The following is a 22,667-nucleotide window of genomic DNA, read 5'->3' as shown; positions in this document are numbered from 1 at the left end:
AAAAGCAGACGAAGATGCACAGTTGTTTCATGCCCAAAGCGGACAGGACTCAATAACTTATCTTATCAAACGGCATAAAATGCTGAGCTTACCAACAGTTCAACCTTCAAAAGGGTGCGTTTAGATTAAGTTCTAGAAATCTAAATGCTCATACTGACACAGAACTCTGAACCAACTTTTAAAAGGACAAAAATCAGGTGGCTGATGTTTTACGAAAGCATTAACCTTACCATCTCCTAACTATTTAAACTTTTTTATGAAAATCGCTTCAGCCAACTAGCCAGTCTATTAGGCTCGTCTGTGCTTCAAAAATCAACTCGTCGAACTACCATAGGGATTAAGCTTCGGTCATATTCATTGACTATTATTCTATTAAACGATCACCAATCAGATTCCGAGCCGTTTTCAAGTTGTTTCAATCCATGCATTGGATCCAAGCCTAATGCTTCACAGTACTGCACATATTCATATACAAAAAGTTTTCGCTGTCCCTTCTCTATTTTACTAACTATTTGGTATGGCTCATCTAATAACAAGCCTAATTCACGCACTGTCATGCCCTTCCTAACACGCTCATTTTTGAGCCAAGAAAGCAATCGGGTGTAACTTTGGTCATTGGTGGACTTTTTCATCTTGTCCCTATTATGACGACATGTTACGATGTCCCGAAATTAGGGACAAATAGATTCAAAATTTGAAATATTGTGTCAGATTTTTTCTGGCCTATTTCAAAATGATAATTAGAGTAGAATTCCTACGTCTATTGAATAGTAAAAATTAACTGCCCTATTTTGAAATCCTTGTCCATCAGCAAAATATGATAATGAATACCTAGAATTTACTTTACCTTTAAAAGAGATTAGGGAACTTGAGAGTCTATTGACCGCGAGGGGCACTTTTACTATCGAGAAAAGGCATTAAATTAGAATCTAAACTATAAACACGAGGTATTTTTCATGAGCAATGAAGATAGAAATAACAATAGCCAATATACAATGTTCAAAACATTAGACGATACCGGTCTGCACTCAGCGCATATTACTATCTCAAACCCAACAGATTTAGCCATAAGAGTTGACACATCTAAATCAGGTAAAAAAACCTCTCAATTGACAATTGAAATCGCAGGTGAGGACTTTGATAAATTAACGAAAAATTGGGTTGAGATGAGGTCGAAGGAAAAGCAGGGTTAAAGCATATACCGATAGCGATTTACGTTGTAGATGTTGTGGTATTAAGGATAACTCTGCTGCAAGCCCGTCTAGGAGATTACTTTCCAATCCAAGAAGAAGAGAGGAGAATAAATATCTCGGCCTCAAGAACCTGAGTTTTGAGAGCGATTTAGCTTAAGCAACACCCCCAAGTGAAATAGTATTAATATATTTCAAAACATCATCTATATTACCTCGCACTACAGCAACTTTGGCTGTGCAGCTAAGCTCCAATATATGTTCGGGTTGTGCTATTTGTCGGCGGGTTTGTGACTGCCAGCCCATGTTTTAATTTTTAAAATGATTTGTTATTCGTCGTTTAGCTTGGTTTCTACTAATTGTACTTTTAAATTAAATTGATCAAACAGCCGTTTAGATGAAGGTGAGCATATCTTTGCTACTTTTTTGCACCAGTCTATATAAGCTAACTTCCGCTCAAGCGGCCACTGGCTAGGAAGAGAAGATACGTTAGATATTACGTCTGCTAATTTGATTGATTGCGCAGCATTACTACCTGTGGAAATCTGATTCAATAGTGCTATTTTTTTATCATCAGAATTGGTTGCTGAATCACACGTCAGTTCTAATACTATCTTTGAAACTTCATCCCCAAATAGGCAGCGAAGACCAACACTGGTAACCTCAGTATCTTCCAAGATGTCATGTAAAGCTGCCGCTATTAGTGTATTTTCATTGCTACTTGATTCATAAACCTGAAGAAGTTGCACCACTTCAATTAAGTGGTTTAGGTATGGTTCGCCAGTGCTCTTACGTTTTTGGCTCGCGTGATGTAGTGAGGCAAATTTAATCGCAGATTGTAGAGAGCGGGTGTGCTGATGTCCGTATAGTGAAGCGCTGAATACACAACGAATTGATGTCTCATAGGGGGGCATCTCATCTATGGTGGTATGCTTAATAGGCAATGTAGATAAGACAACAGCATACAGCTCGCTACCTTTAAGACTATTATTTGAAATTAAGCATTGATATTCGCTTGGCAACTCATATACGTTAAAATTCCCTAAGCCAGCGTAGAATCCGTATAAATATTTCTTACGCTCTGGACTGTAATAAAGAGTTTTAGCTGCTATCCAGTTACTGATATTTTTTAACGCTATTTCAAGACTTATATCGTATCTCATGATTTCTCCCGTCTAGCTTTCTATCCATACGCTGAATCGCACTTAAGTAGCCAGAACTGATGTACACATTGGAGAGTTGGTAATATAAGTCTATGTCATCATTATCACTGTTACTCATTTGAATCTTAATTCATGAAAGCTGAGCGGTCAACAAAATAAAAATCGTAACTCACTGTATTTAAAGGATTTTTAAAATAAATGATTGACAAAACATCAAAGAATTAATCTTTATCAGATCATTTGGTTGCTGATAACCATCAACAAATATAAATCAATTACTTGCCATATAATCAATTCGTTTCGTTAGTACGAATAAAAACAATTCAAAAAACTACTTGAATTAAATACAGTTATTAACTAATATGATTCCAACAGCTTAATTCGTAGGCTGAAAACGAAAGGAGATTTAAATGAAAACTATCGAGGTGTTATGTAATGAATTAACCACTGGTGCGACAAACGCACTATTCGAAAAAAATGAAAATAACGTTGAAGGTGCATTGCACTTACTAACAGGTAGCTCTGTAAACCTAAACGGCGAAATTATTGAACAGCATCTTAGTCGAGTAACGATAAAAGGCGGTAAGGATATTCAGCGCTTTTTATTACAAGAAGGTGATGTAGTGCTTCTCGCCAAAGGGAATTCAATTAGAGCGGGTTATATAACCACAAATATTGCCAAACTTAATGTAATTGCTTCTGCCAATTTTATTTTACTTAGACCAAACAACAATCAATTACTTGGTGAGGTACTCGTTGCCTACTTTAATTCACCTGCTGGTCAGAGCATGTTAGATGCCATTAGTACAGGTGCAGCAATTAAGAATATAAATTTATCAAACATTAAAAAGGTAGAGATAGAGCTACCAGAGTTAAGTAAACAGCATGAAATCGCAAAGCTCTTTAATGCAAGTAACCACGCTTATCAAGCAACAATTAAGCTTGCTGAACAACAGAAGAAACTTGCAACAGCTTGTATCAGTCAATTGATGAAAGGAGCCGCATAATGGAAAACTTAACCAAACAGTTATGGAATTTAATGGATAGTAGTCGCGGCTCAATGGAAGTATCACATACATTAGAATTGATTTCTTATGTGGCTTTTATTGCAAAAGAAAATCCTGACTCATTCCAAATTATTGTAAATAGTGGTCATGCTAAACAATTAGATATGCTAATAGAAGCAGGAAAGGTGCTAGAAGAGATCCACCCAACCGAAGTATGCACAGCACCAGAGCATTATAGAATTGACGGAAAGATAATTAACCATGTTGTTAATGTTGTTGCGACTATTACAAACTTTGATGTGCTTGCTAGCGCCCTAAGAGAGTTAAGTGCTCAAACACTTGGCAGGTACTCTGTAAATTCAGCCAATCTGAATATGGAAAGAGTGTTCACAGCACTCGTTGGTGCCTGTAGTAAGAAAACTTTGTATGACGGTGCATGTGGCTTAGCGAGAGTTGCATCTAGTTTAAATGCTGGATCGCTTTACCTAGAAGAAAAAATTCATAGCACTTATGTAACTGCATATCGCTTATTAATTTTAGAAGGTAAAGATTTTAGGTTGGTTGCAGGTGACTCGCTTTTAGAGTCGGCCTTTGGATATGAGAAACAGTTTGATCTTGTAGTGATGGAACCGCCATTTTCTTTAAAATTTGGTGCTGATGAACGCCGTAGACTTGCGGAATCTCCTTTTATCCAAGTACCTACAGGTAACTCTGTATCAGCAACGGCAGGTGACAGCTTATGGATACAACAAGCCTTAAGTAAATTAAATAACACAGGTAAAGGTTATATTCTACTACCTCAAGGCTGTTTGTTTCGAGGTGGTTATGATGCAAAAGTGAGAGAATATTTACTAGAAAACGAATTACTAGAGGCTGTTATTGGTTTACCCGCTAATGTGCTAGATGGCACAGGCATCCCCCCTGCCATTCTGGTACTTAACAAAAACAAGCCTGCTGGCTTGCCTGTAGTGTTCGTTGATGCCAGTGAAATAGGTACAAATAGCAAAAACCGTATAGCTATTTCAGAACAAGATGCCGCTTTAATCGCTGATTTAGCGGCTGGGAAGCGAGCTGACGACGAGCGTTACAAAGCCGTATTTATGCCTGAAATTAGACAGCAAAATAATGAATTAAGTATTTCACGATACATCATAAAGCACATTGCAGTCGAAGAGTTAGATATAGCCCAAGAGCTAAAAATACTAAATAACTATCAAGTTGAGTTTGAACAATCTCAAAAGGCGTTGAAAACATTACTGGCGAAATATCAATAAGCTAGTCACATACTCACACTCATATTTGATACATTACCCTTTAAATAAAGGGAATTATAGAAGGATTATAAAAATGGCAGATTTTAAAAAGATAGAAGAATTAGAAAAACGATTATGGTCAGCAGCAGATTCATTACGTGCCAACACCGGCTTAACTGCGCAAGAGTATTCCCGCCCAATACTAGGGTTAATTTTCCTCAAGTATGCTGAATACCGTTTTAGCCTAGCAAAAAATAAAATTGAAGAACAAGCAGGCTCTCGTCGTCGTGGAAGTGGAGACATCAAGTCGAAGATCCAAGCCGAAGGCGCAATGTACGTGCCGGATGATGCTCTTTACTCGAATTTATTGACACTACCAGAAGGCTCAAACATTGGTGTTAATGTTAACAACGCCATGAAGGCACTAGAAGCTGACAACGAAGCAATTAAAGATGCCCTGCCTAAAACTTATACTCGCTTTGAAAACGATATACTCAAAAGCTTGCTTAAAAACTTCAACGACATCGACTTCAGCCTTGGTTCAGATATTTTTGGCCGTATTTACGAATACTTCCTTAATGAATTTGCCAAAACAGAAGGTCAAGGCGGTGGTGAGTTCTTCACGCCCTCAGCATTAGTAAAGTTAATTACTGAAGTGATTGAACCTTATCACGGTAAAGTATTCGATCCTGCTTGTGGTAGTGGTGGTATGTTTATCAGCTCTGCCGACTTTGTGGCAAAACATAATAAAGATGCCTCTGATGAGTTGTCTGTATTCGGGCAAGAAAAAACAGGCGATACGGTTCGTTTATCTAAGCTAAACCTTGCAGTACATGGTTTACAAGGTGATATCCGTGAAGGTAACTCTTATTACGAAGACCCGTTCGAGCTAGCCAAAGGTGATATCATTGACGGTAAACAATACGGTCAGTTTGATTATGTAATGGCTAACCCTCCGTTTAACGTGAATGAAATCCAAAAAGACCGTTTAGAAGGTGATAAACACCGTTTTCCTTATGGTATGCCACGTAATGACAATGGCAACTACCTTTGGATTCAAATGTTTTACTCAGCACTTAACCAAAAAGGTCGTGCAGGTTTTGTTATGGCAAACTCGGCTAGTGATGCGCGAGGGTCAGAGCAAGAAATCCGTCAAAAGCTAATCGAAGAAGATGGTGTTGATGTCATGGTGGCCATTTCAAGTAACTTTTTTTACACCGTAACCTTACCTTGTGCCTTATGGTTTTTAGATAAAAACAAACCTGCACATAACAAAGACAAAGTATTGTTTATCGATGCTCGCCATATTTTCCGTCAAGTGACCCGTGCTGTGCGTGATTACACCAGCGAACAACTAAATTTTATTGCCAATATAGTGCGTTTATATCGTGGTCAAGATATTGATAATACTTATCTTGAAACTCATCCTGATGCAGGTAACGACAGTAAGTTTGAATTAGAAAGCTTTTTTGCTAATGACAATGGCGAACTAACTTATCAAGATGTTGCAGGCTTATGTAAAGTTGCTACCAAAGAAGAAATAATTGAACAAGGTTATAGCTTAAATCCTGGCCGATATGTCGGTGTTGCCGAAGGTGAACAAGAAAGTGATGAAGATTTTGCTATTAAATTAACAGCATTACAGGAAGAGTTAGAAGTGTTGAATGCTGAGGCACATGAATTAGAAGCATCAATTTCATTAAGTGTTAGTAAAATCATTGGAGCGGCTTAATGGGTACCCCTTCTGAATATAACGTAGTTAAACTCTCAGATATAGCTTCCTTTAAAACTGGACGCTTAAACTCAAACGCGGCGGTCGAGGGGGGGGAATTTCCTTTTTTCACATGCTCAAGAGAAACATTTAGAACTAATACTTGGTCATTCGATTGTGAATGTGTGCTTTTGGCTGGTAATAATGCAAACGCGGAATATCCTGTAAAATACTTTAATGGTAAGTTTGATGCTTATCAAAGGACTTACGTTATTAAAGCTTTAGACTCAGAGTATTTGAATATTAGATATCTATATTACTGTATTGAGCTTAAATTAAATTTATTAAAGAGTTTCTCAACAGGCTCTGCAACACGTTTTTTAACTAAAACTACACTAGATAACCTTGAATTTAACTTACCTAACAAAGATGCACAGGATCAGATTGTTGAGAATTTATCGAACTACGACAACTTAATCGAAAACAACAACCGCCGTATCGCTATTTTAGAAGACATGGCGCAATCACTTTATCGCGAATGGTTTGTTAACTTCCGTTACCCAAACCACGAAGATAACCTTCATGCAGACGGCAATCCAAAACTCATAGACTCGCCTCTAGGTCAAATTCCTGAGGGGTGGGAAGTTAAAAGTGCCGCTGAAGCAATCACTATTAACCCTAAAACTAAGCTAGAGAAAGAAGGCGAAAAACCATTTGTTGGTATGAGTGGCTTATCTCAAGGTTCAATGGTTATTGGTGATATTATCGAAAAAACAGGTAACAGTGGCGCTAAGTTTATTAATGGTGACACATTATTTGCTAGGATCACCCCTTGCCTACAAAATGGTAAAACCGGTTATGTACAGTTTTTAACATCAAAACAACCTGTCGGGTTTGGTTCTACAGAGTTCATTGTCTTACGTGAAAGTGAATACTTAAGCTCAGAGTATATTTACTTGCTATCGAGGAGTAATAACTTCCGTGAACACGCTATTCAAAGCATGACTGGCGCAACTGGCCGTCAACGTGTTCACAACGATTGCTTTGCCTCATATTATCTGGCGGTACCACCAAAAGAGTTAATGAATGAATTTACCCAAATGGTTAAACCGATGTTTAAAAGTATTTTCAACCTCTCAAGAAGAAATCAAAATCTTAAACAACAAAGAGATATGTTGTTACCCAAACTTATCTCAGGACAAATTGAGCTTTAATGGATTAACTATGTCTGAAATTAATAAGCACGTTTATCAAGCCCTAGATACCTACTGTAAATTAACAGTAGAACCTGAATATGCCGTTTTGTTAAAAGGTAGTTGGGGGTGTGGTAAGTCACATTTTGTTGAAGAATTTATACAGAAACACAAAGACTATAAATTTCTATTTGTCAGTTTATACGGTGTCGCGTCAGTTGATGCCATTGAAGACAAATTCTTCCAGCAACTGAACCCAATTTTATCTAGTAAATCAATGATTTTAGCCGGGAAAATAGGTAAAGGTCTGTTAAAAGGAACTATCAAACTCGATTTAGATAATGACGGAAAGGATGATACGTCAGCCAATATTGGGATTCCAGATATCAAGTTGGCAGATTACTTAACGGATACTAAAAAATGCATTTTAGTGTTTGATGACCTAGAGCGCTGTTCTATGGAGCTAAATCAAATTCTTGGTTACATCAATTATTTTGTTGAAAAGAATGGCTATAAAGTAATTATTATTGCTGATGAAGAAAAGTTAATCGAAAAGGAAAATGCAGATAAGCAGCCTTATACAAGTATTAAAGAAAAGCTGATCGGCAAAACACTGCACTTAGAAAGTGATGTTGATAGCGTATTTGATCTTTTTTCTAAAATAATCATCACAGATACTGACTTAAATAAGTTGATACTCGAAAACAAACAATTGTTTATCAATATATATCGGCAATCATCCTACGAAAATTTGCGTTCACTTCGAAAAATATTTCTTGAATTCAGAAGCTTATATGCTCTCCTAGATTCAAAAATAAAGAATAACCCAGAGTTGATGAGCCATTTTCTACAGATTTATGCTGTAATTTCGATGGAGATATATTCAGGTAGTTTCAAAGTGGATGACTTAAGAAGTATTATTGGGTTTGAATGTTTTTTAGAGCTTCCTGATGAAGATGTGGACAAAGCAGAAGCTAATCTTAAGAAGGTCTCGGCTAAGTATACTGTTAATTTACGCGAAACCTTGATTGACGTTAGCGATTGGCAAGACTGGTTTAAAAAAGGAATTTTTGACAAAGAAAAAGTTAATAGTGCGTTGATGAAATCGTTGTATTTTCAGAATAATAATTCGCCTGAATGGAAAAAACTGCTGAGGTTGTTTGATTTAGAACAAAGTGAATTTGATGCTCTTAAAGTTTCAACTTGGAATTCGTTTTCTAATGATGAAATATTAGAAGTGGGAGCAGTTAAACAGGTTGTTAGTACCTATCTATATTTGGCAAAAATGAAGTTAATTTCCAAATCTACAAGCGATGTTTTAGATGAAGCTAAAAAGATTGTCATTGAGGCCGTCAGGAATAACAAATTCGACATTCCTGATTCACTTAATCCTGAACATGATCTTGATTCATTTGGAGGATTTACCTTTATTAGTGATGGGGTCAAAGAGTTTCAAGAATTTAGTACTTTTTTAAATGAACAAGTATATGCCTATCAAGCTCAGCAGAGAGAAAATAAAATACCTAATCTTTTGGAGTTGATGAGCAATAATGTAGAAAAATTTACAGAATTAATGTGCAACCAGTCAGAAGAAAGAGAATCTTTTGCTTATAAACCTGTCCTAGATCGTGTTCCAATACAACAATTCATTGAGATTCTTGAGTCACTGTCGAATGTTAATAAAAACTTGGTGAATAGAGCTTTACACAAAAGATATAAAAACCAAAATGTATCCGCGATGAAATCTGAGTTTGAATGGATTAAAAATGTTTTAGGTAAAATTGAATTAAAGTATAAAAACAACAACTCAATCGATGGCTTAGTTATGATGAGATTTGTTTCGGGGATAAGCCCTTATATAAAAAGTAAAAATAATGCGTAGATAATTGTAACGTATTTTAATTAGATAAGGATTTTGATGAAAGCAACGGAAACAAGATTATTTAAATTTTTGCAGAAATCAGCGCAATTTATAATCCCTATATATCAGCGTCAATATAGTTGGACACATAATCAGTGTGAGCAGTTGTTCAAAGATATTGAACGAGCGGGATCTACTGACTTAGAAGCTCATTTTATTGGCTCGGTAGTATATGTAGAGCGTGGGTTGTACAGCCATAGTGACGTACCGCAATTATTAGTTATTGATGGACAACAGCGTTTAACATCCGCTACATTGTTAATTGCGGCATTAACACGGGAAATACTGAAAAGAGCTGATAATGGTATCGCAAACGTTGTTGATGGTACTAACGCTAAAAAGTTAAAAATGTATTATTTGTGCAACGATGCGGAAGACGGTGATTTGTTCTATAAGCTTATTCTAACAAAGGCTGATGATGAAGCACTGCGCAATATCGTCGATGGTAAGATAGTACAAGATGAAGACTCTGCGTTAAGACTGATCCAAAATTACCTGTTGTTTGAACGGAAATTACAAAGTGCCAGTGAAAAGCAATTAAACCAAATATATCTTGGCTTACAAAAGTTGATCATTGTTGACATTGCACTCGATAGAGAAAAAGACAACCCGCAGCTTATTTTTGAAAGCCTAAACTCTACTGGCTTAGATTTAAGCCAAGCCGACCTGATTCGAAATTATGTACTAATGGGCTTAGAGCCTAAGCAGCAAAACCAACTTTACAATGACCATTGGTACCCGATGGAAAGTGCATTTGGGCACGGTGAATATAGTTGGTTGTTTAACCAATTTATGCGTGATTACTTAACCGTAAAAACGGGGCAGCCGCCAAGAGTTGGAGATGTATATGAAGGTTTTAAAAAATATTCGTCTTCATTAGAAGTCAGTATTAGTGAAATCGTAGCTGACGTTCACCAACATTCTAAATTTTATATTGCCGTAGTTAGGGAATTGGAAAAAGAGCCAAAATTGCTGGAAGTGTTTAAAGATATCAATGCGTACAAGGTTGATGTTGCTTATCCTTTAATTCTAGAGCTTTATCACGATTATCATTTCAAAATTTTGACCCTCGATGAATTTGAACAGTGTTGTCGCTATATCGAAAGCTATGTATTTCGCCGTTATATCTGTGATATTCCAACTAATTCGCTTAACAAAACTTTTGCAAGCTTTGGAAAAACACTGAAAAAAGATAAGTATTTAGAGAGTTTTAAAGCTGAATTATTGAAACTAACAAGTTACCGACGATATCCATCAGATGAAGAATTAAAGCGTTGCCTGGCCACTAAGGACATGTACAACATACGTAGTAAGTCTTATTGGTTAAGACGCCTAGAAAACTTTGGTAGAAAAGAGCGCGTATTAGTGGAAGATTACACCATTGAGCACGTTATGCCGCAAAACAAAGAGTTATCTGTTGAATGGCAAGAGGAGTTAGGAGACGAGTGGCAACTAATTCAAGAGCGCTATTTACACACTATTGGTAATTTAACATTAACTGGTTATAACTCGGAATTAAGCGATAAACCGTTTAAAATTAAACGAGATATGGAAGGTGGCTTCGCTCAAAGTCCATTAAAACTCAATCAAAGTCTTAGTCAACTAGATAACTGGAATGAAGAGCAGATACAAAATCGCTCCTCGCTCTTAAGTAAAAAGATGACTGAAGTTTGGGCGCACCCATATTTGGATGAGTCGGTTTTAAACAGTTATAAAACTACTATAGAGCATAAATCATCATATACATTGCAAGATCACCCCTATATTTCTGTAGGCGCTACAAAAGAGCTATATCAAAAGTTTAGAACTCAGGTTTTGGCCTTAGATGAAAACGTGAAAGAAGAGTTTTTAAAGCTTTACGTTGCTTTTAAGCTAGATACAAATTTTGTAGATGTTGTTCCTCAAGCATCAGGTTTACGACTGTCGTTAAATTGCAAATTTGCAAGTTTACATGATCCCAAAGGCTTATGTAGAGACATTACCAATGTAGGCAGGTGGGGAAATGGTGATGTGGAGTTAAAAATAACTCAGGTTGCTGATTTACCTTATGCTATTGAATTGATACAACAAGTTATTGATATGCAGGTGGAAGGATAGAGGCTACTTACATGACGTACACGGAAGATGCTTTAGTAGAACAACCTGCAATACAGTTATTCTCAGAATTAAACTGGGAAATAATTACTTGCTGGGATGAAGTGTTTGGCTCCGCTTTTGACTTAGAGAATGATGAGTCTTTGGTCGATAACCCAATGTTTTTTGGCAGAGAAACTCGTAATGATGTGGTTTTATTTGCTCGGTTAAAAGCTGCGCTATTAAAGTTAAATCCTCAGGTTAACCCCCTAGTCATTCAAGAAGCCATTGACGAAATAGCACGTGATAGAAGCGCTATGACGGCCATATCAGCTAATGAAGAAGTTTATGGGTTATTAACTAACGGCTATGTTTACACAACGAATGCTGAAGATGAAGAAGATTGCGTTGTTCAATACATAGATTGGTCAAACTCCGGTAACAATGACTTCTTACTTTGTAGCCAAATGAGTATCACCGGAGAAATTGAAACACGTCGACCTGATTTGCTTGGTTTTGTTAATGGTCTTCCTCTGGTATTTGTAGAGCTAAAAGCAAGCCACAAAAACTTATTAACCGCATACAAAGACAACCTAACCGATTACCGTAAAACTATTTCCCAGTTATTCATTTTTAATCAGTTAATTCTTTTATCGAATGGAGTGCAATCAAAGGTTGGCTCTATATCAAGCCAATGGGAACATTTTGCCGAATGGAAGAAAATAGAAAGTGAAAAAGAGGAACGTAAAGTTAGTTTAGAAGTTGCTATTCGCGGTGTCTGTGAGCAAAACCGCCTGCTCGATATTATTGAAAACTACGTACTGTTTGTAAAAACTAAACAAACGGTGAAAATTATTGCCAAGTATCATCAATATCTTGGTGTTAACCAAGCGCTATCCGGCTTAACTAATGTGAAACAACGCGCTAGTTCATCTAGCGCAGGCCAGCTAGGTGTGTTCTGGCATACACAAGGTAGCGGTAAAAGTTTTTCAATGGTTTTCTTCTGTAAAAAAGCCTTCCGTAAATATACCGGTAACTGGACGTTTGTTCTAGTGACCGATAGAACAGACCTTGATGACCAAATTTATAAAACATTTAATTCAGCTGGTATTGTTACCGAAAACTGCCAAGCAGATTCTGGCGTTCAATTAAAAGCGTTACTTGGAGAAGATCACCGCTTTGTATTCACCTTAATTCAAAAGTTTAAAGGTGATGAAAAAGGCAATTATCCGGTTTTATCGGAACGTGATGATATTATTGTTATTACTGACGAAGCCCACAGAAGCCAATACGACTCTTTAGCGATGAATATGCGTAATGCTATGCCTAACGCGTCGTTTATGGCATTTACGGGCACTCCGTTGCTTGCAGGAGAGGCTAAAACACAAGAAGTGTTTGGTGATTACATTAGTATTTATAATTTTTCAGATGCAGTTGACGATGGTGCAACCCTACCTTTGTATTATGAAAACCGAGTACCAGAAGTATCATTATCAAATGAGGATATTGGTGATGAGATTGCTGAGATATTAGATGAGGCTGATTTAACCGAAGAACAACAAATTCGTTTAGAAACTGAGTTTTCTAAAGCGTATCACATCATTACCCGCGACGAACGCTTGGAAACAGTCGCGAAAGACTTAGTTGAACATTACATTAATCGCGCCCCTTTTTCTGATGGTATGTTAGGTAAAGCCATGGTTGTTTCTATTGATAAAGCTACCACGATAAAAATGTATGACAAGGTTCAAGCTGCCTGGAAAACCACATTAACTAGCTTAAAAGCACAAGCACGGGTAGCTTCTGGAAGCCGTCTAAATAAGCTGAATTTTCAAATAGATCATATGTCATCAATTGATATGGCTGTTGTTGTATCTGGTGGTCAAAATGATGATGAACGACTGGCTAAAAAAGGACTTAATTACAAGCCACACCGTGAACGCTTTCTAAAAGAAAAAATCGATGAGAAGTTTAAAGACCCTCAAGATAACTTAAGGATCGTGTTTGTTTGCGCCATGTGGTTAACCGGTTTTGATGCCCCATCGGTGTCTACACTTTACTTAGATAAACCTCTAAAAAGTCATACGTTAATGCAAACCATTGCTCGCGCTAACCGTGTTTATGCCGGCAAGTCTGCTGGGCAAATTGTTGATTATATCAATATCTTTAGCTCGCTTCAGCAAGCATTAGGCATGTACGGTGGCGGTGTTGCTGAAGGTGGTGCTGGTTTTGATAGCCCTGCTAAAGATAAATCTGAACTAGTAACAGCCCTTGGCATTGCCATTGGTGAGTTACAAGTATTTCTAAATTCAAAAGATATAGACTTAGGTGCAATTATTTCATCACCAGCAGATGGTTTCGCTAAATTAACTCTGCTAGACGATGCCAGTGAAATTCTACTTGAGCCTAAAAACAAGGATGAATTCACTGCGTTCCTTCGTCAAATAAACCGCATATTCAAAGCGATAATGCCTGATGATAGTGCAACCCCGTATGTGCCTTATCGAATCGCGATTAATATTATTTACTCTCAAATGCGTTTGAAATCAGGCTTATCAATTGATGATGAAGATGTACTTGATGTAGTACGTAACCAAGTAAATGAGCTACTTGATGAGTCTATTTCAACCATTGAAATCAAAAGTAATTTACCCGAGCCGATTAATATTGCCGATATAGATTTTGATGCGCTAGCTACTATGGTGGCAAAAGTTCAGAAGCCTAAGCAATCAGACGCCGAACGACTGAAAAATATCATTGAACGTAAACTACAGCCCATGGTGTTAAAAAATAAAGCCCGCCAAGATTTACAGCAAAAGTTCTTAGACTTGGTAGAGCAATATAATCTAGGTGCTTATACCGCTGAAGAGTTCTTTAATCGTTTACAAGAGTTTATTAATGAACTTGAGCACGAAGACAAACGTACCGTCCGTGAAGGCTTAACTGAAGAAGAGTTAGCTGTGTACGACTTGATGATTCAAGATGCACCACTAACTGACAAAGAGCGTACCCAAGTGAAAGAAATAGCTAAGGAATTAACTGAAAAAATGCAGGAAATGTTGGTTATTGATTGGCGTAAAAAACAACGTACCAAAGCCAGAGTTAAAAATATGATCGAGGAAGTATTAGATAACTTACCTGACTCATACGATGATGACTTATGGCCTAAAACCTGTAGCGAAGTCTATATGCATATTTTTGAAAAATACCCTGGTCAAGGGCAAAGTGTTTACACTGTGTGACCCGAGACAACCTAATCAATATACAAGGAGGTAAAAAGCTAAGAACTGGATGAGTAATTGACATAATGACAGCTCTATTAAAATTGGGAGCATCCACACAGTAGTCAATTTGGAAAAGTGCCCATGAAAAGATACTTTTCTATTTCTACTCAAAAGTCTTATGAAGATGAGGTACCTGTAGTAGCTCATATCCAAGCTGACACATTTGACCGAAAGTTTCGACTCGACCAGACAGGCATCAAAAAACAACTAGCAAACACTCGTTCTCTTCAAATTGGAGATACTAATCTGAGCTTGTTCTAATACAATACAATCACATGAACTAACCTAATGCATAAGTTTTACCACCAATGCAGTGGTTTTCACGCTCTGGTATACATGGGCCCTCGGGCGACCAACAGAAACTGTCGTATGGTTCTTGTGTGCGGCAGTGCAACTCCCAAAAATCCCCTCTGGCCTGCAATGTACCATTAGAGAAACCACCGAATGCATAGTCTACAGTCACTGTTATGGGTTGATTTCTTTGATTGACAAAAGTAGTTACTTCAGTAGATTTTGCGTCTGAGCGTTTGATTATTAATCTTTCAATATTTGACATGTACGGCTGCTCCTTCTGAGCTGGAAAAAATTAGCGATTATAAACGTCAATAATAGATTGTATACGAGCTATGATTGGTGAAGTAACACTAGCCCAGCGTTACCTCCCATATAATTCCCAAACCACAGTCTCTAACGCACTGAGCACGGCCGTTTCGGACGCGCGTGCCGTCGATTCTATATTCTCTATATGGACCACGACAAGCAGTCACGGGTGAATCACTGCAGTATGCAATGTATAGATCATTCGAGGCTTGGTATTGCATGAATCTTGACCTCGCGTAAAAAGGATTCGGTAGCAGGGATAGTTTTCCTACCTCTTCTACTTGTCGCTCATTCTCGTCGTCTTTTTCAATATTCGTAAACTCTCGAGTCTGATTGGTAACGAGCTGCTTGAGAGTGTATCCGATGAAGGGAGTCTCGGTCTCATAAGTTTTCAATGCAGTCATTCGAGATTCGCCCGGCGCCACTATGTGCTCCAACGTGAAACTTCGGCCACCGAATCGGACTGCATCTACTAAAAAGCGAATATTCTCTATCGTGGAGTTAATATAGACGACTTGATTTGTGTTCCAGTCGTAATCTATTTTCAAACCATTTAATTCTTGAGGCATTTTGACTCTCCCTAATTAATATTTCGCTAACAGACTAGCTAATTCTTGAGAAGTAGTCGTCTCTTAGCCACATTCAGTAAACGTCAACTTCCAATTTATGCATTTATTAAAGTAGAAAAGGTCCGGAGAGTAGTCAAATAATTTGATAGATTTTTTGGCCCTTTCGAGACTCTGAGACTACTCGATTCGCAACCGCCTGCAGCACGTACACTTGAGACTGTCAGATTTGGTTCAGCTCTAATTCTAAAAGTGTCAGGTTACGTGATGACTAACCCAGGTACCAGCTAGTTACAAAAAGTCCAACAAGCGTTTTCAGGATGGCAACTACAATTGGTCAATGCTGAGTTCGTTGTTTATTGTCCATTTTCTGTCTTAATGGGAGTAACAATATACTCACGCAAATCTTGTTGTAACTCATGGATTCTGAACATTAATGAGTTGCAAAGCGCTTCCAAGTCAGCCTTTGCTTTTTTGTAATCATCTCGTTCTTGGCGATACTTTTCTTTCAAATTTGTTTCTCGCTTGAGATCTGCTTTCAGTGATTCTTCTAGCGTTAAGTTCAAGGTAGGCAATATGATGCCTACCTCTAAAAGCGCATTTCTATTTTTGTTGAACTCATCTATTTGAGGTTTCACACTATCAATAAAGTCAGGGAATTTATGAATATAGCTGTTGCCTAATCCGGCTTCTTTGTTAATTTTATTTAACGTCAGTCTACCGCTAGCCTTTGTTCGCTTGGGGGATCCTTTAAGCAACCTTTGTAAGGCTTCTTGTAGTCGGCTTTCGGTCAGATCTCGCTTAGACATTGATCAACCCTTCCACTCTATCGGTAAATGGTTCAAATGGTACTTCGTGCTCTCGAAGCACCACTTCTAGCTCCTTAATGTTTTGTTTTATTCGCGCTAGAATACTATTCCACTTCGTGTCACCTGTATTCAACCCTCTAAATTTATCGATATCGCGTTTACGTTGCTGCGCCATCACTTTGGCTGATTTGTCTGTATTAACAGTATGCTCACACTTTCTCTTAGCTCCAGCGAATAACCCCATACCACAAAGTCTTTCGCACTCGGAGTTAGTGCAATAAGCCCCTGTAGGCAATTGGACAACAGCCAGACTTCCATTGCGTATCAAAGGTTCAATCTCTGACGTGTGCATGTAAACCTTGTGTCCAGCTTGCAATTTTTTAAATTTGTCCTGGGCAATACGCTCACCTCCTCCACCACTCAAATGTTCAGAGTTATTAAAAATATCATCATAAATTTCAACCCCAAGTTTGATTCCTTCTTCTTGCATTATTTTTAGTAAATCTGTATCTAACAGCACATCGTGCATTCTAATTAAGTCGGCGTTATTTGCGTAATAATCTGACATATTCAAATTTGTGTGCTTGTACTGAAATTTAATACCGGCAGTCGTGCCAAATCCATACCGTTTAAAAAATACTGCAAAAGTTCTACGGAAGTCGTGGGGGGTCAACTTAGGTAGATGGCCTCCTACTTTTAAGGTCCCTTCGCGCGTAGGATTTAGGGTATTAAATTCGTCTACGTCTTCTTTAAGCGCCTGTATATCAAAGGACTTCATTAACTCGTTGAATGCATGCGACATATTTTGCGATACAAAAGTGATTTTTTGTTTCCCTCTGGCTGTGGGAATAAATGCCGATTCGACCTCACTAATCGCATGCTGATAATGATCAATGGTAAACTGACCGCTTTCAAGCATAGTTTCAATTTTTCTTTTATAGTAGTCACGAGATGAGTCCATCATATCGTAAGCTAGCTCCAAAGCATCTTTCGCTATTGGGTGGGTTTGCCATGTAGCAGTCTTAGGAATACCGTTGTTACCCTTAGTTGTCTTGCCAACAAGCACGGAAATTTCCTTGCCAACTTCTGTTTCTTTTAATTCGTAGCTTTTCGCATTGAAACTAGTCAATTCACCTACACGAACTCCCGAAAAAGCCATAATCGTCATTGCACACGAGTTTTGTAAAATTCCCAATTGTTTCCCACTCAGATCGATAGCAAAATTAGGGATGTTATGTTTGATTAATAGTTTGTATGCTCTATATACTCTTTGTTCTTGGCTTGTTTCACTATGAGAAATAATAGGTCGACCTAAGCCAGTATTCAGTACATCTTCCTTGTTGCGTATTTTTCCTTTGATGTCATAAGCCTCTTTCATCACCCGCGAAATTTCATGGCGATGTGTATAGTAGGTTTCAACATTTGAAATCACACAAGACAATAGTCGTTTATACATGCCAATTGGCACCGCAATATGCTGCTTAGCCGGTTTAGGACTTTTAAATGCAAGTAGCTCTCGACCGTCGATGATTCTCTTAACAATGCCAATTTCAAAAAATTTATTTAATACTTTAACAACATTATCCAAGCTATTTTGTGATAGTTTGAGTTGCTTTAGATTCGCTTTAAAGTTTCTGAATCCAATCCTCTTGTCTATTTCAGTCCATTGGGTCGTTTTTAAAGCAACTGCTAAATGGCTCATTCCCAACTTCCATGACTGCAACTGCTCAGAGGTAGGCGCTTGTAGATTTTTGTTTTTCAAGAAAAAATATAGGTCAGCCAAAGTTTCTTGGATCTTCCGTCTGTATATAGGATCTATTGCTCTAAAGGAGACAATAGGCTTTTTGCCACTCGCTCTGTTTTCTATTCCTGAAAAGTCCCATCTGTCATGGTAACGTCTGGATAGAACTTTTCCATTGGAAGTAAATGTGATGGGATCTCCATTTTGAAGACTATTTTCAGTATTTATTTTCATGAGAAGAGGTCCAGAAGGTCGTTAAGGCTATGTGGTGTTGAGTAGAGAGGATGGCTAGCCGTTTTTTTTTGTTCAAGTGCTTGCTGAAAGTTTTTTTCAGATACTTCTTTGAAACGCATAAGAATTGAGTCAATGGTTAAGCATAAGTTTTCATACCGCGATTTAGGGAGAGAATTGACTGACGGATATTGCTTCATTTCTACTAAAGTGTCTTTGAAAGACAACATAAGCCAAATATCATTTACCGCTGCAACGAGTGCATGATAGTCACATTCAAAACATGCTAAGAAGTCTGTACATACTGATTCTTCACTTAGAATATTTATGCCACTTCGCTTCAACGCTTCGTCGATAAGTTTGGCTGCGCCTTGTTTATTATCTAAACATCGGGCACCCGTTGGCGTGAGGGATTCCTTGTTGGCTTGCTCCATACTGCGGAGTCTTTTGTAATCAAAATCACTTATTACATCATGATAGTTGTGCTTTGCCTCGCATATGGCATTCTCTATAGGCCTACCTTTAACTATTTCGTATTTAGCAGCCATTGCGGCCGCAAGGTTGAGTTGATGGTCTTGATCTAAACCTGCGCTATAGCTCTTAGCTATGGTCTTGATGCTGTTATTTGCGGCAATTGATACAAGATAAATATCCTCTGTCACTTTTTGCAAAGTATCGAGTTTGGTTTTGCGTAAAATAGAAGATGTAATTGTTGTTAGCCCCAAATACCGAAGCAATTTGTTGATAGAAGTTTGGGGCGAATCGCTTATTAGATGAAAACTCACAATCCTGCCACTAGGCTTTATAAACGGAAATAAGGGGGCATCATCATCAAAACCAGAGATCTTTGCTGACAAAGTCAGCCAACGTTCTATAAATTCTTTAGAGTACTTACTAAAGCCTATTGCGTTGTCAATTTCTAGATATTGAGCTCGGTCTTTTCCGGCTTCAAAGATGTACTTGCCGCCTTGTATCTGCTTAAACTTTACATCTTTTCGTTTCATTTTAAGCATTGGAGTCGTATTCATGCCTGTCAACATAAAGCAGAGCATTATCGCGATGCGCGTTAATTGATTTCGCCAGTTTCCTTTGCTGCTAACGACACTACCTTTGAACGCATTAACTTTCCGTCCTCTTTGAACAGAACTCCATCCATGTATTTCTGCTTGCAAATTTAGAAGTTTTTCATCCCATATTGGATTAATAGATGGAACAGAATCTTCTTCTATGTGCAGAGCTAAGGCCTTAAAACCTCTAAACAATGCTTTGGCCGTTGGCTTTAATTCGCTTTCAACATGAAGACCTTTGTGCGGGTTTGCCCCTTTCTGCAATCCTTTGATTGATGGTAATCGTTTGGCATCATCATATCGGCCTTGCGCCTTGTAAATTGCTGAAAACAAAGCTTTCGAAACCATCCAAGTGGCTATAGAAAATTTATTCTGTTTAACCCAGGTATCCCATTGCTGCATGTACAGCTTTACTAAATCGTTGTGAAAATAATCACCATCAATTGAGCGCTGTTTAGTAGTATCCAACCACGCTATATACCTGCAAAGGTTATCAAAATGCGTTTTCCAAGTAGCATTGAAATTAGGTTTAAATAATCGGTACATTTGACGAACAAAATCATCTCTATTCATATCGAGCAGTTTATGGGGATGACCCCCATTTAGCCTAGAGGGACAACCATTATACTTAAGGCGTTTAAAATGAGAGCGCCCCTTTGTCTCACTAACTAAAACCATATCCTCAATTTTCAGTGGTTCGAGATTAGCTGAGGGAGCAACCATGTCACTGCTTACACGTGCGGGCTTTCGACGCTTATTTGGTGGGGATGAATTGGACTCTTCTGAGTCGATGAAATCAGCCATTATTCTTTACTTCATAATGTGTAACACTATCCACTTCATCACCAAAATCGTCAAAGACGCCTAAATAATCTAGTACATCTTCATATATCTCATCGCCGGTAGGCTCATCTTGTGCGATTTTCAGATACTTTAGTGTCGTGTCAAAATCATCGTGTCCTAGAACGTCGGCGACTGCTGCTAAGGATTTATCAGCAGTCATTTTCGTTAACAAAATTCTAAATAAAGCAACTGCGAAAGTGGGGCGCAGGTTATGACAAGATCCTTGCATTTCTTGACCTAAGGCCAACTTCACAGTGTTTCGTATTTCGCTCCAGCGATTATTCAACTCGTTTAGCTTTAAGAAAAACGGCATTCCTGAGTTACTGATGAATACATAATTCTTATTTTCGTCAACACCATCAACACTATCAAAGAAAGCTGCTTCGCCTGCATTTCGCTTCGCTTTGCATAAGTCCCTAAATTTTGCTAATCGTTTCAGATAGCGTGTTGAACGAATATATTGGTAGAGCAATCGCATAGTTGCACTTGGAATAATTGTCCTTCTAGATTTATTGGTTCCATCTTTTGATTTGGTTAATGATCCATATTCATCACCGACTCCAATCCTAAGCATAGGTTTGTTTGAAGGTGGCTTTACTATCTGACCACTATGTAAACTCGCCACTTCTTCCTTCCTCAAACCAGTAAAGCGAGAGACCAGAAAAAAGATGCAGTATTCTTCAGCCAAATTTACAAACTGCAAACGACCTTTGACGTTTTTCACCACTCGCTTGGTACGGAGCAGGATCATCTCGACCTCTGACCATTGTTGATTAGTCAGTGGGCGCAAATCTCTTCTGCCTGGTTCTCCAGCTTCACCATTATTACGCTTGCTCCTGGGGAAATTGAGTCGAAGGTCTGATGTATGTACATCTTTGGTCATATAAGCTTTCATACTAGTAGCCCCCGCTTCAAAATGAAGTTTTATAATCTCATGCTCGAAAGGTGGATTATTAAATTGGAGACCATCACGAAGATGAAAAGAATAGAATTTCACGACCGCGTTCATGTATGCAGTGGCCGTTGTTCTCGCTAGTGATATTCTGGGGTCAGGCTCTTTTAATACAGAGTACTTTAGTGCAGCTCGATACTGATATGTAAGGCGCTGATCTTTGCGTGTTGCCATGAAATTCCATTCTGGTCGTGGCAAGTCAACAAGCTCATCAAACAAAAATTCATCGAATTCTTCATCCCACTTTTTTTGCAGACGAATTAAAAATGAAAAGTAATGGGTTAGCCCTTTTGCGTATTGATCAGACTCCTCTCTTCCGTCATTGATATGATGCGCCATGAGAAAGCGGTTTACTTGTTCTAACGGGTGGTAAGAAACAACATTGCCCTTCCCATCCCTGCCAACAAGGTTTAAAAATGTGATTTGTTTAATGTGAACATGGTTGTTTCTACTAAAAGAAACCTGCGGCTCACCATTGTCGTCTATCACTACAATGGGGTTTTTATAAGTGAAAGGTTTTAGTTTAGTTGTAACTATTTCGTAATCGATTGATGGTGTGGGTAGATCAACTAAATTTGTCACCGCATTGCTTACCATAATGTAAATTCTCACTATTTAAAGTGTATACATAATAATCACCGAAAACAGGAAATGGAAGCATTCCCTTGCATAAGTCATTGATTTAAAAGAAAAGATTGACAAAGTCGTTCATATTGATAATTTTTGTAAATCATTTATTTTGAAGTGATAGACCACAAAGTTTGTAAGATGTATTTGGGTCGCTGGATTGATAGAGTTAACGGTATGGTATAAATTTATTTACCTGCGAAATATTTGGGAATTAGACATAAAATTAAAGGTTGTTTGGCGTTCAAAATAATCGGCTTCACTGCATATGTCCCGTCCTAAAATACGTTGACGGTTTTAATTGAAGGCCAGTAGCTTTTGCTCCTGGTCTTTTTTATGCACTTGGTTTGGTGTTTTCATTCCTAAACTCAAGTGCGGCCTCAATTCATTGTATATCAATATTGATTCATCGATAAGCTGCCTTAGCTCTTCTAGG

General features: G+C 38.0%; 19 protein-coding genes. 9 read left to right on the top strand and 10 right to left on the bottom strand.

The genetic code is table 11. The features are described 5' to 3' along the window. Positions 1-380: 380 nt before the first annotated feature. Positions 381-632, bottom strand: a complete 252-nt coding sequence (locus ACMUMK_RS14120; protein ID WP_414701792.1) for a helix-turn-helix domain-containing protein — start codon at positions 630-632, stop codon at positions 381-383. Between the two features lie 324 nt (positions 633-956). On the opposite strand from ACMUMK_RS14120, the gene ACMUMK_RS14115 reads away from it, so the two are divergent. Then, positions 957-1,193: a hypothetical protein gene (locus ACMUMK_RS14115; protein WP_414701791.1), complete on the top strand. Its 237-nt coding sequence runs from the start codon at positions 957-959 to the stop codon at positions 1,191-1,193. Positions 1,194-1,519: 326 nt separating this feature from the next. Here ACMUMK_RS14115 and ACMUMK_RS14110 read toward each other — a convergent pair whose 3' ends face one another. Together ACMUMK_RS14110 and ACMUMK_RS14105 are read right to left on the bottom strand one after the other, a co-directional pair. Continuing rightward, positions 1,520-2,353: an HD domain-containing protein gene (locus ACMUMK_RS14110; RefSeq protein ID WP_414701790.1), complete on the bottom strand. Its 834-nt coding sequence runs from the start codon at positions 2,351-2,353 to the stop codon at positions 1,520-1,522. Next, positions 2,331-2,471: a hypothetical protein gene (locus ACMUMK_RS14105; RefSeq protein ID WP_414701789.1), complete on the bottom strand. Its 141-nt coding sequence runs from the start codon at positions 2,469-2,471 to the stop codon at positions 2,331-2,333. The genes ACMUMK_RS14110 and ACMUMK_RS14105 overlap by 23 nt, the downstream gene beginning before the upstream one ends. 292 nt (positions 2,472-2,763) lie before the next feature. On the opposite strand from ACMUMK_RS14105, the gene ACMUMK_RS14100 reads away from it, so the two are divergent. From ACMUMK_RS14100 to ACMUMK_RS14065, 8 genes are all read left to right on the top strand, one after another. Continuing rightward, the gene (locus tag ACMUMK_RS14100; protein WP_414701788.1) at positions 2,764-3,360 is read left to right on the top strand and encodes a restriction endonuclease subunit S; all 597 of its coding nucleotides are present in this window, start codon (positions 2,764-2,766) and stop codon (positions 3,358-3,360) included. Continuing rightward, positions 3,360-4,634 (top strand): N-6 DNA methylase, encoded by a 1,275-nt coding sequence (locus ACMUMK_RS14095; protein ID WP_414701787.1) that lies wholly within the window; start codon positions 3,360-3,362, stop codon positions 4,632-4,634. Before ACMUMK_RS14100 ends, ACMUMK_RS14095 begins: the two co-directional genes overlap by 1 nt. Positions 4,635-4,707: 73 nt before the next feature. After that, positions 4,708-6,345, top strand: coding sequence for a type I restriction-modification system subunit M (locus ACMUMK_RS14090; RefSeq protein ID WP_414701786.1), 1,638 nt, complete (start codon positions 4,708-4,710; stop codon positions 6,343-6,345). Beyond that, a complete protein-coding gene (locus ACMUMK_RS14085) occupies positions 6,345-7,538 on the top strand; it encodes a restriction endonuclease subunit S (RefSeq protein ID WP_414701785.1) in 1,194 nt (397 codons plus the stop codon). The genes ACMUMK_RS14090 and ACMUMK_RS14085 overlap by 1 nt, the downstream gene beginning before the upstream one ends. A gap of 10 nt (positions 7,539-7,548) precedes the next feature. Then, positions 7,549-9,399 (top strand): P-loop NTPase fold protein, encoded by a 1,851-nt coding sequence (locus tag ACMUMK_RS14080; protein WP_414701784.1) that lies wholly within the window; start codon positions 7,549-7,551, stop codon positions 9,397-9,399. A 36-nt stretch (positions 9,400-9,435) separates the two neighbouring features. Then, entirely contained in the window at positions 9,436-11,535 is a 2,100-nt protein-coding gene (locus tag ACMUMK_RS14075; protein ID WP_414701783.1) for a DUF262 domain-containing protein, read from the top strand. Between the two features lie 11 nt (positions 11,536-11,546). Continuing rightward, complete coding sequence (locus ACMUMK_RS14070) at positions 11,547-14,753, top strand: type I restriction endonuclease subunit R (RefSeq protein WP_414701782.1); 3,207 nt, start codon at positions 11,547-11,549, stop codon at positions 14,751-14,753. Between the two features lie 123 nt (positions 14,754-14,876). Next, complete coding sequence (locus tag ACMUMK_RS14065) at positions 14,877-15,056, top strand: hypothetical protein (protein WP_414701781.1); 180 nt, start codon at positions 14,877-14,879, stop codon at positions 15,054-15,056. 19 nt (positions 15,057-15,075) lie between these two features. Here the strand turns inward: ACMUMK_RS14065 and ACMUMK_RS14060 are convergent, their stop codons facing one another. The 7 genes from ACMUMK_RS14060 to ACMUMK_RS14030 form a co-directional block, all read right to left on the bottom strand. Continuing rightward, the gene (locus ACMUMK_RS14060; RefSeq protein ID WP_414701780.1) at positions 15,076-15,351 is read right to left on the bottom strand and encodes a hypothetical protein; all 276 of its coding nucleotides are present in this window, start codon (positions 15,349-15,351) and stop codon (positions 15,076-15,078) included. A gap of 88 nt (positions 15,352-15,439) precedes the next feature. Next, entirely contained in the window at positions 15,440-15,616 is a 177-nt protein-coding gene (locus ACMUMK_RS14055; RefSeq protein WP_414701779.1) for a hypothetical protein, read from the bottom strand. Between the two features lie 701 nt (positions 15,617-16,317). Beyond that, the gene (locus tag ACMUMK_RS14050) at positions 16,318-16,770 is read right to left on the bottom strand and encodes a hypothetical protein (protein ID WP_414701778.1); all 453 of its coding nucleotides are present in this window, start codon (positions 16,768-16,770) and stop codon (positions 16,318-16,320) included. Further along, on the bottom strand, positions 16,763-18,745 hold the full coding sequence (locus ACMUMK_RS14045; protein ID WP_414701777.1) for a hypothetical protein: 1,983 nt from the start codon (positions 18,743-18,745) through the stop codon (positions 16,763-16,765). Before ACMUMK_RS14045 ends, ACMUMK_RS14050 begins: the two co-directional genes overlap by 8 nt. Continuing rightward, entirely contained in the window at positions 18,742-20,613 is a 1,872-nt protein-coding gene (locus tag ACMUMK_RS14040; protein ID WP_414701776.1) for a hypothetical protein, read from the bottom strand. The genes ACMUMK_RS14045 and ACMUMK_RS14040 overlap by 4 nt, the downstream gene beginning before the upstream one ends. After that, positions 20,606-22,201, bottom strand: coding sequence for a site-specific integrase (locus ACMUMK_RS14035; protein WP_414701775.1), 1,596 nt, complete (start codon positions 22,199-22,201; stop codon positions 20,606-20,608). Before ACMUMK_RS14035 ends, ACMUMK_RS14040 begins: the two co-directional genes overlap by 8 nt. A 327-nt stretch (positions 22,202-22,528) precedes the next feature. Beyond that, positions 22,529-22,667 (bottom strand): integrase core domain-containing protein (locus ACMUMK_RS14030; protein WP_414702016.1); only part of this gene is annotated, 139 nt, incomplete at its 5' end.

Source organism: Paraglaciecola sp. 2405UD69-4, from assembly GCF_047525415.1.
Taxonomy (GTDB): domain Bacteria; phylum Pseudomonadota; class Gammaproteobacteria; order Enterobacterales; family Alteromonadaceae; genus Paraglaciecola.
Note: the sequence above shows the minus strand (reverse complement) of the source record. Positions and strands in the feature narration are given on the sequence as shown.

Bases quoted from the DNA above. Each gene is read 5' to 3' on its own strand.
- ACMUMK_RS14120 (WP_414701792.1), bottom strand. From the start codon at position 632: ATGAAAAAGTCCACCAATGACCAAAGTTACACCCGATTGCTTTCTTGG.
- ACMUMK_RS14115 (WP_414701791.1), top strand. From the start codon at position 957: ATGAGCAATGAAGATAGAAATAACAATAGCCAATATACAATGTTCAAA.
- ACMUMK_RS14110 (WP_414701790.1), bottom strand. From the start codon at position 2,353: ATGAGATACGATATAAGTCTTGAAATAGCGTTAAAAAATATCAGTAAC.
- ACMUMK_RS14105 (WP_414701789.1), bottom strand. From the start codon at position 2,471: ATGAGTAACAGTGATAATGATGACATAGACTTATATTACCAACTCTCC.
- ACMUMK_RS14100 (WP_414701788.1), top strand. From the start codon at position 2,764: ATGAAAACTATCGAGGTGTTATGTAATGAATTAACCACTGGTGCGACA.
- ACMUMK_RS14095 (WP_414701787.1), top strand. From the start codon at position 3,360: ATGGAAAACTTAACCAAACAGTTATGGAATTTAATGGATAGTAGTCGC.
- ACMUMK_RS14090 (WP_414701786.1), top strand. From the start codon at position 4,708: ATGGCAGATTTTAAAAAGATAGAAGAATTAGAAAAACGATTATGGTCA.
- ACMUMK_RS14085 (WP_414701785.1), top strand. From the start codon at position 6,345: ATGGGTACCCCTTCTGAATATAACGTAGTTAAACTCTCAGATATAGCT.
- ACMUMK_RS14080 (WP_414701784.1), top strand. From the start codon at position 7,549: ATGTCTGAAATTAATAAGCACGTTTATCAAGCCCTAGATACCTACTGT.
- ACMUMK_RS14075 (WP_414701783.1), top strand. From the start codon at position 9,436: ATGAAAGCAACGGAAACAAGATTATTTAAATTTTTGCAGAAATCAGCG.
- ACMUMK_RS14070 (WP_414701782.1), top strand. From the start codon at position 11,547: ATGACGTACACGGAAGATGCTTTAGTAGAACAACCTGCAATACAGTTA.
- ACMUMK_RS14065 (WP_414701781.1), top strand. From the start codon at position 14,877: ATGAAAAGATACTTTTCTATTTCTACTCAAAAGTCTTATGAAGATGAG.
- ACMUMK_RS14060 (WP_414701780.1), bottom strand. From the start codon at position 15,351: ATGTCAAATATTGAAAGATTAATAATCAAACGCTCAGACGCAAAATCT.
- ACMUMK_RS14055 (WP_414701779.1), bottom strand. From the start codon at position 15,616: ATGCAATACCAAGCCTCGAATGATCTATACATTGCATACTGCAGTGAT.
- ACMUMK_RS14050 (WP_414701778.1), bottom strand. From the start codon at position 16,770: ATGTCTAAGCGAGATCTGACCGAAAGCCGACTACAAGAAGCCTTACAA.
- ACMUMK_RS14045 (WP_414701777.1), bottom strand. From the start codon at position 18,745: ATGAAAATAAATACTGAAAATAGTCTTCAAAATGGAGATCCCATCACA.
- ACMUMK_RS14040 (WP_414701776.1), bottom strand. From the start codon at position 20,613: ATGGCTGATTTCATCGACTCAGAAGAGTCCAATTCATCCCCACCAAAT.
- ACMUMK_RS14035 (WP_414701775.1), bottom strand. From the start codon at position 22,201: ATGGTAAGCAATGCGGTGACAAATTTAGTTGATCTACCCACACCATCA.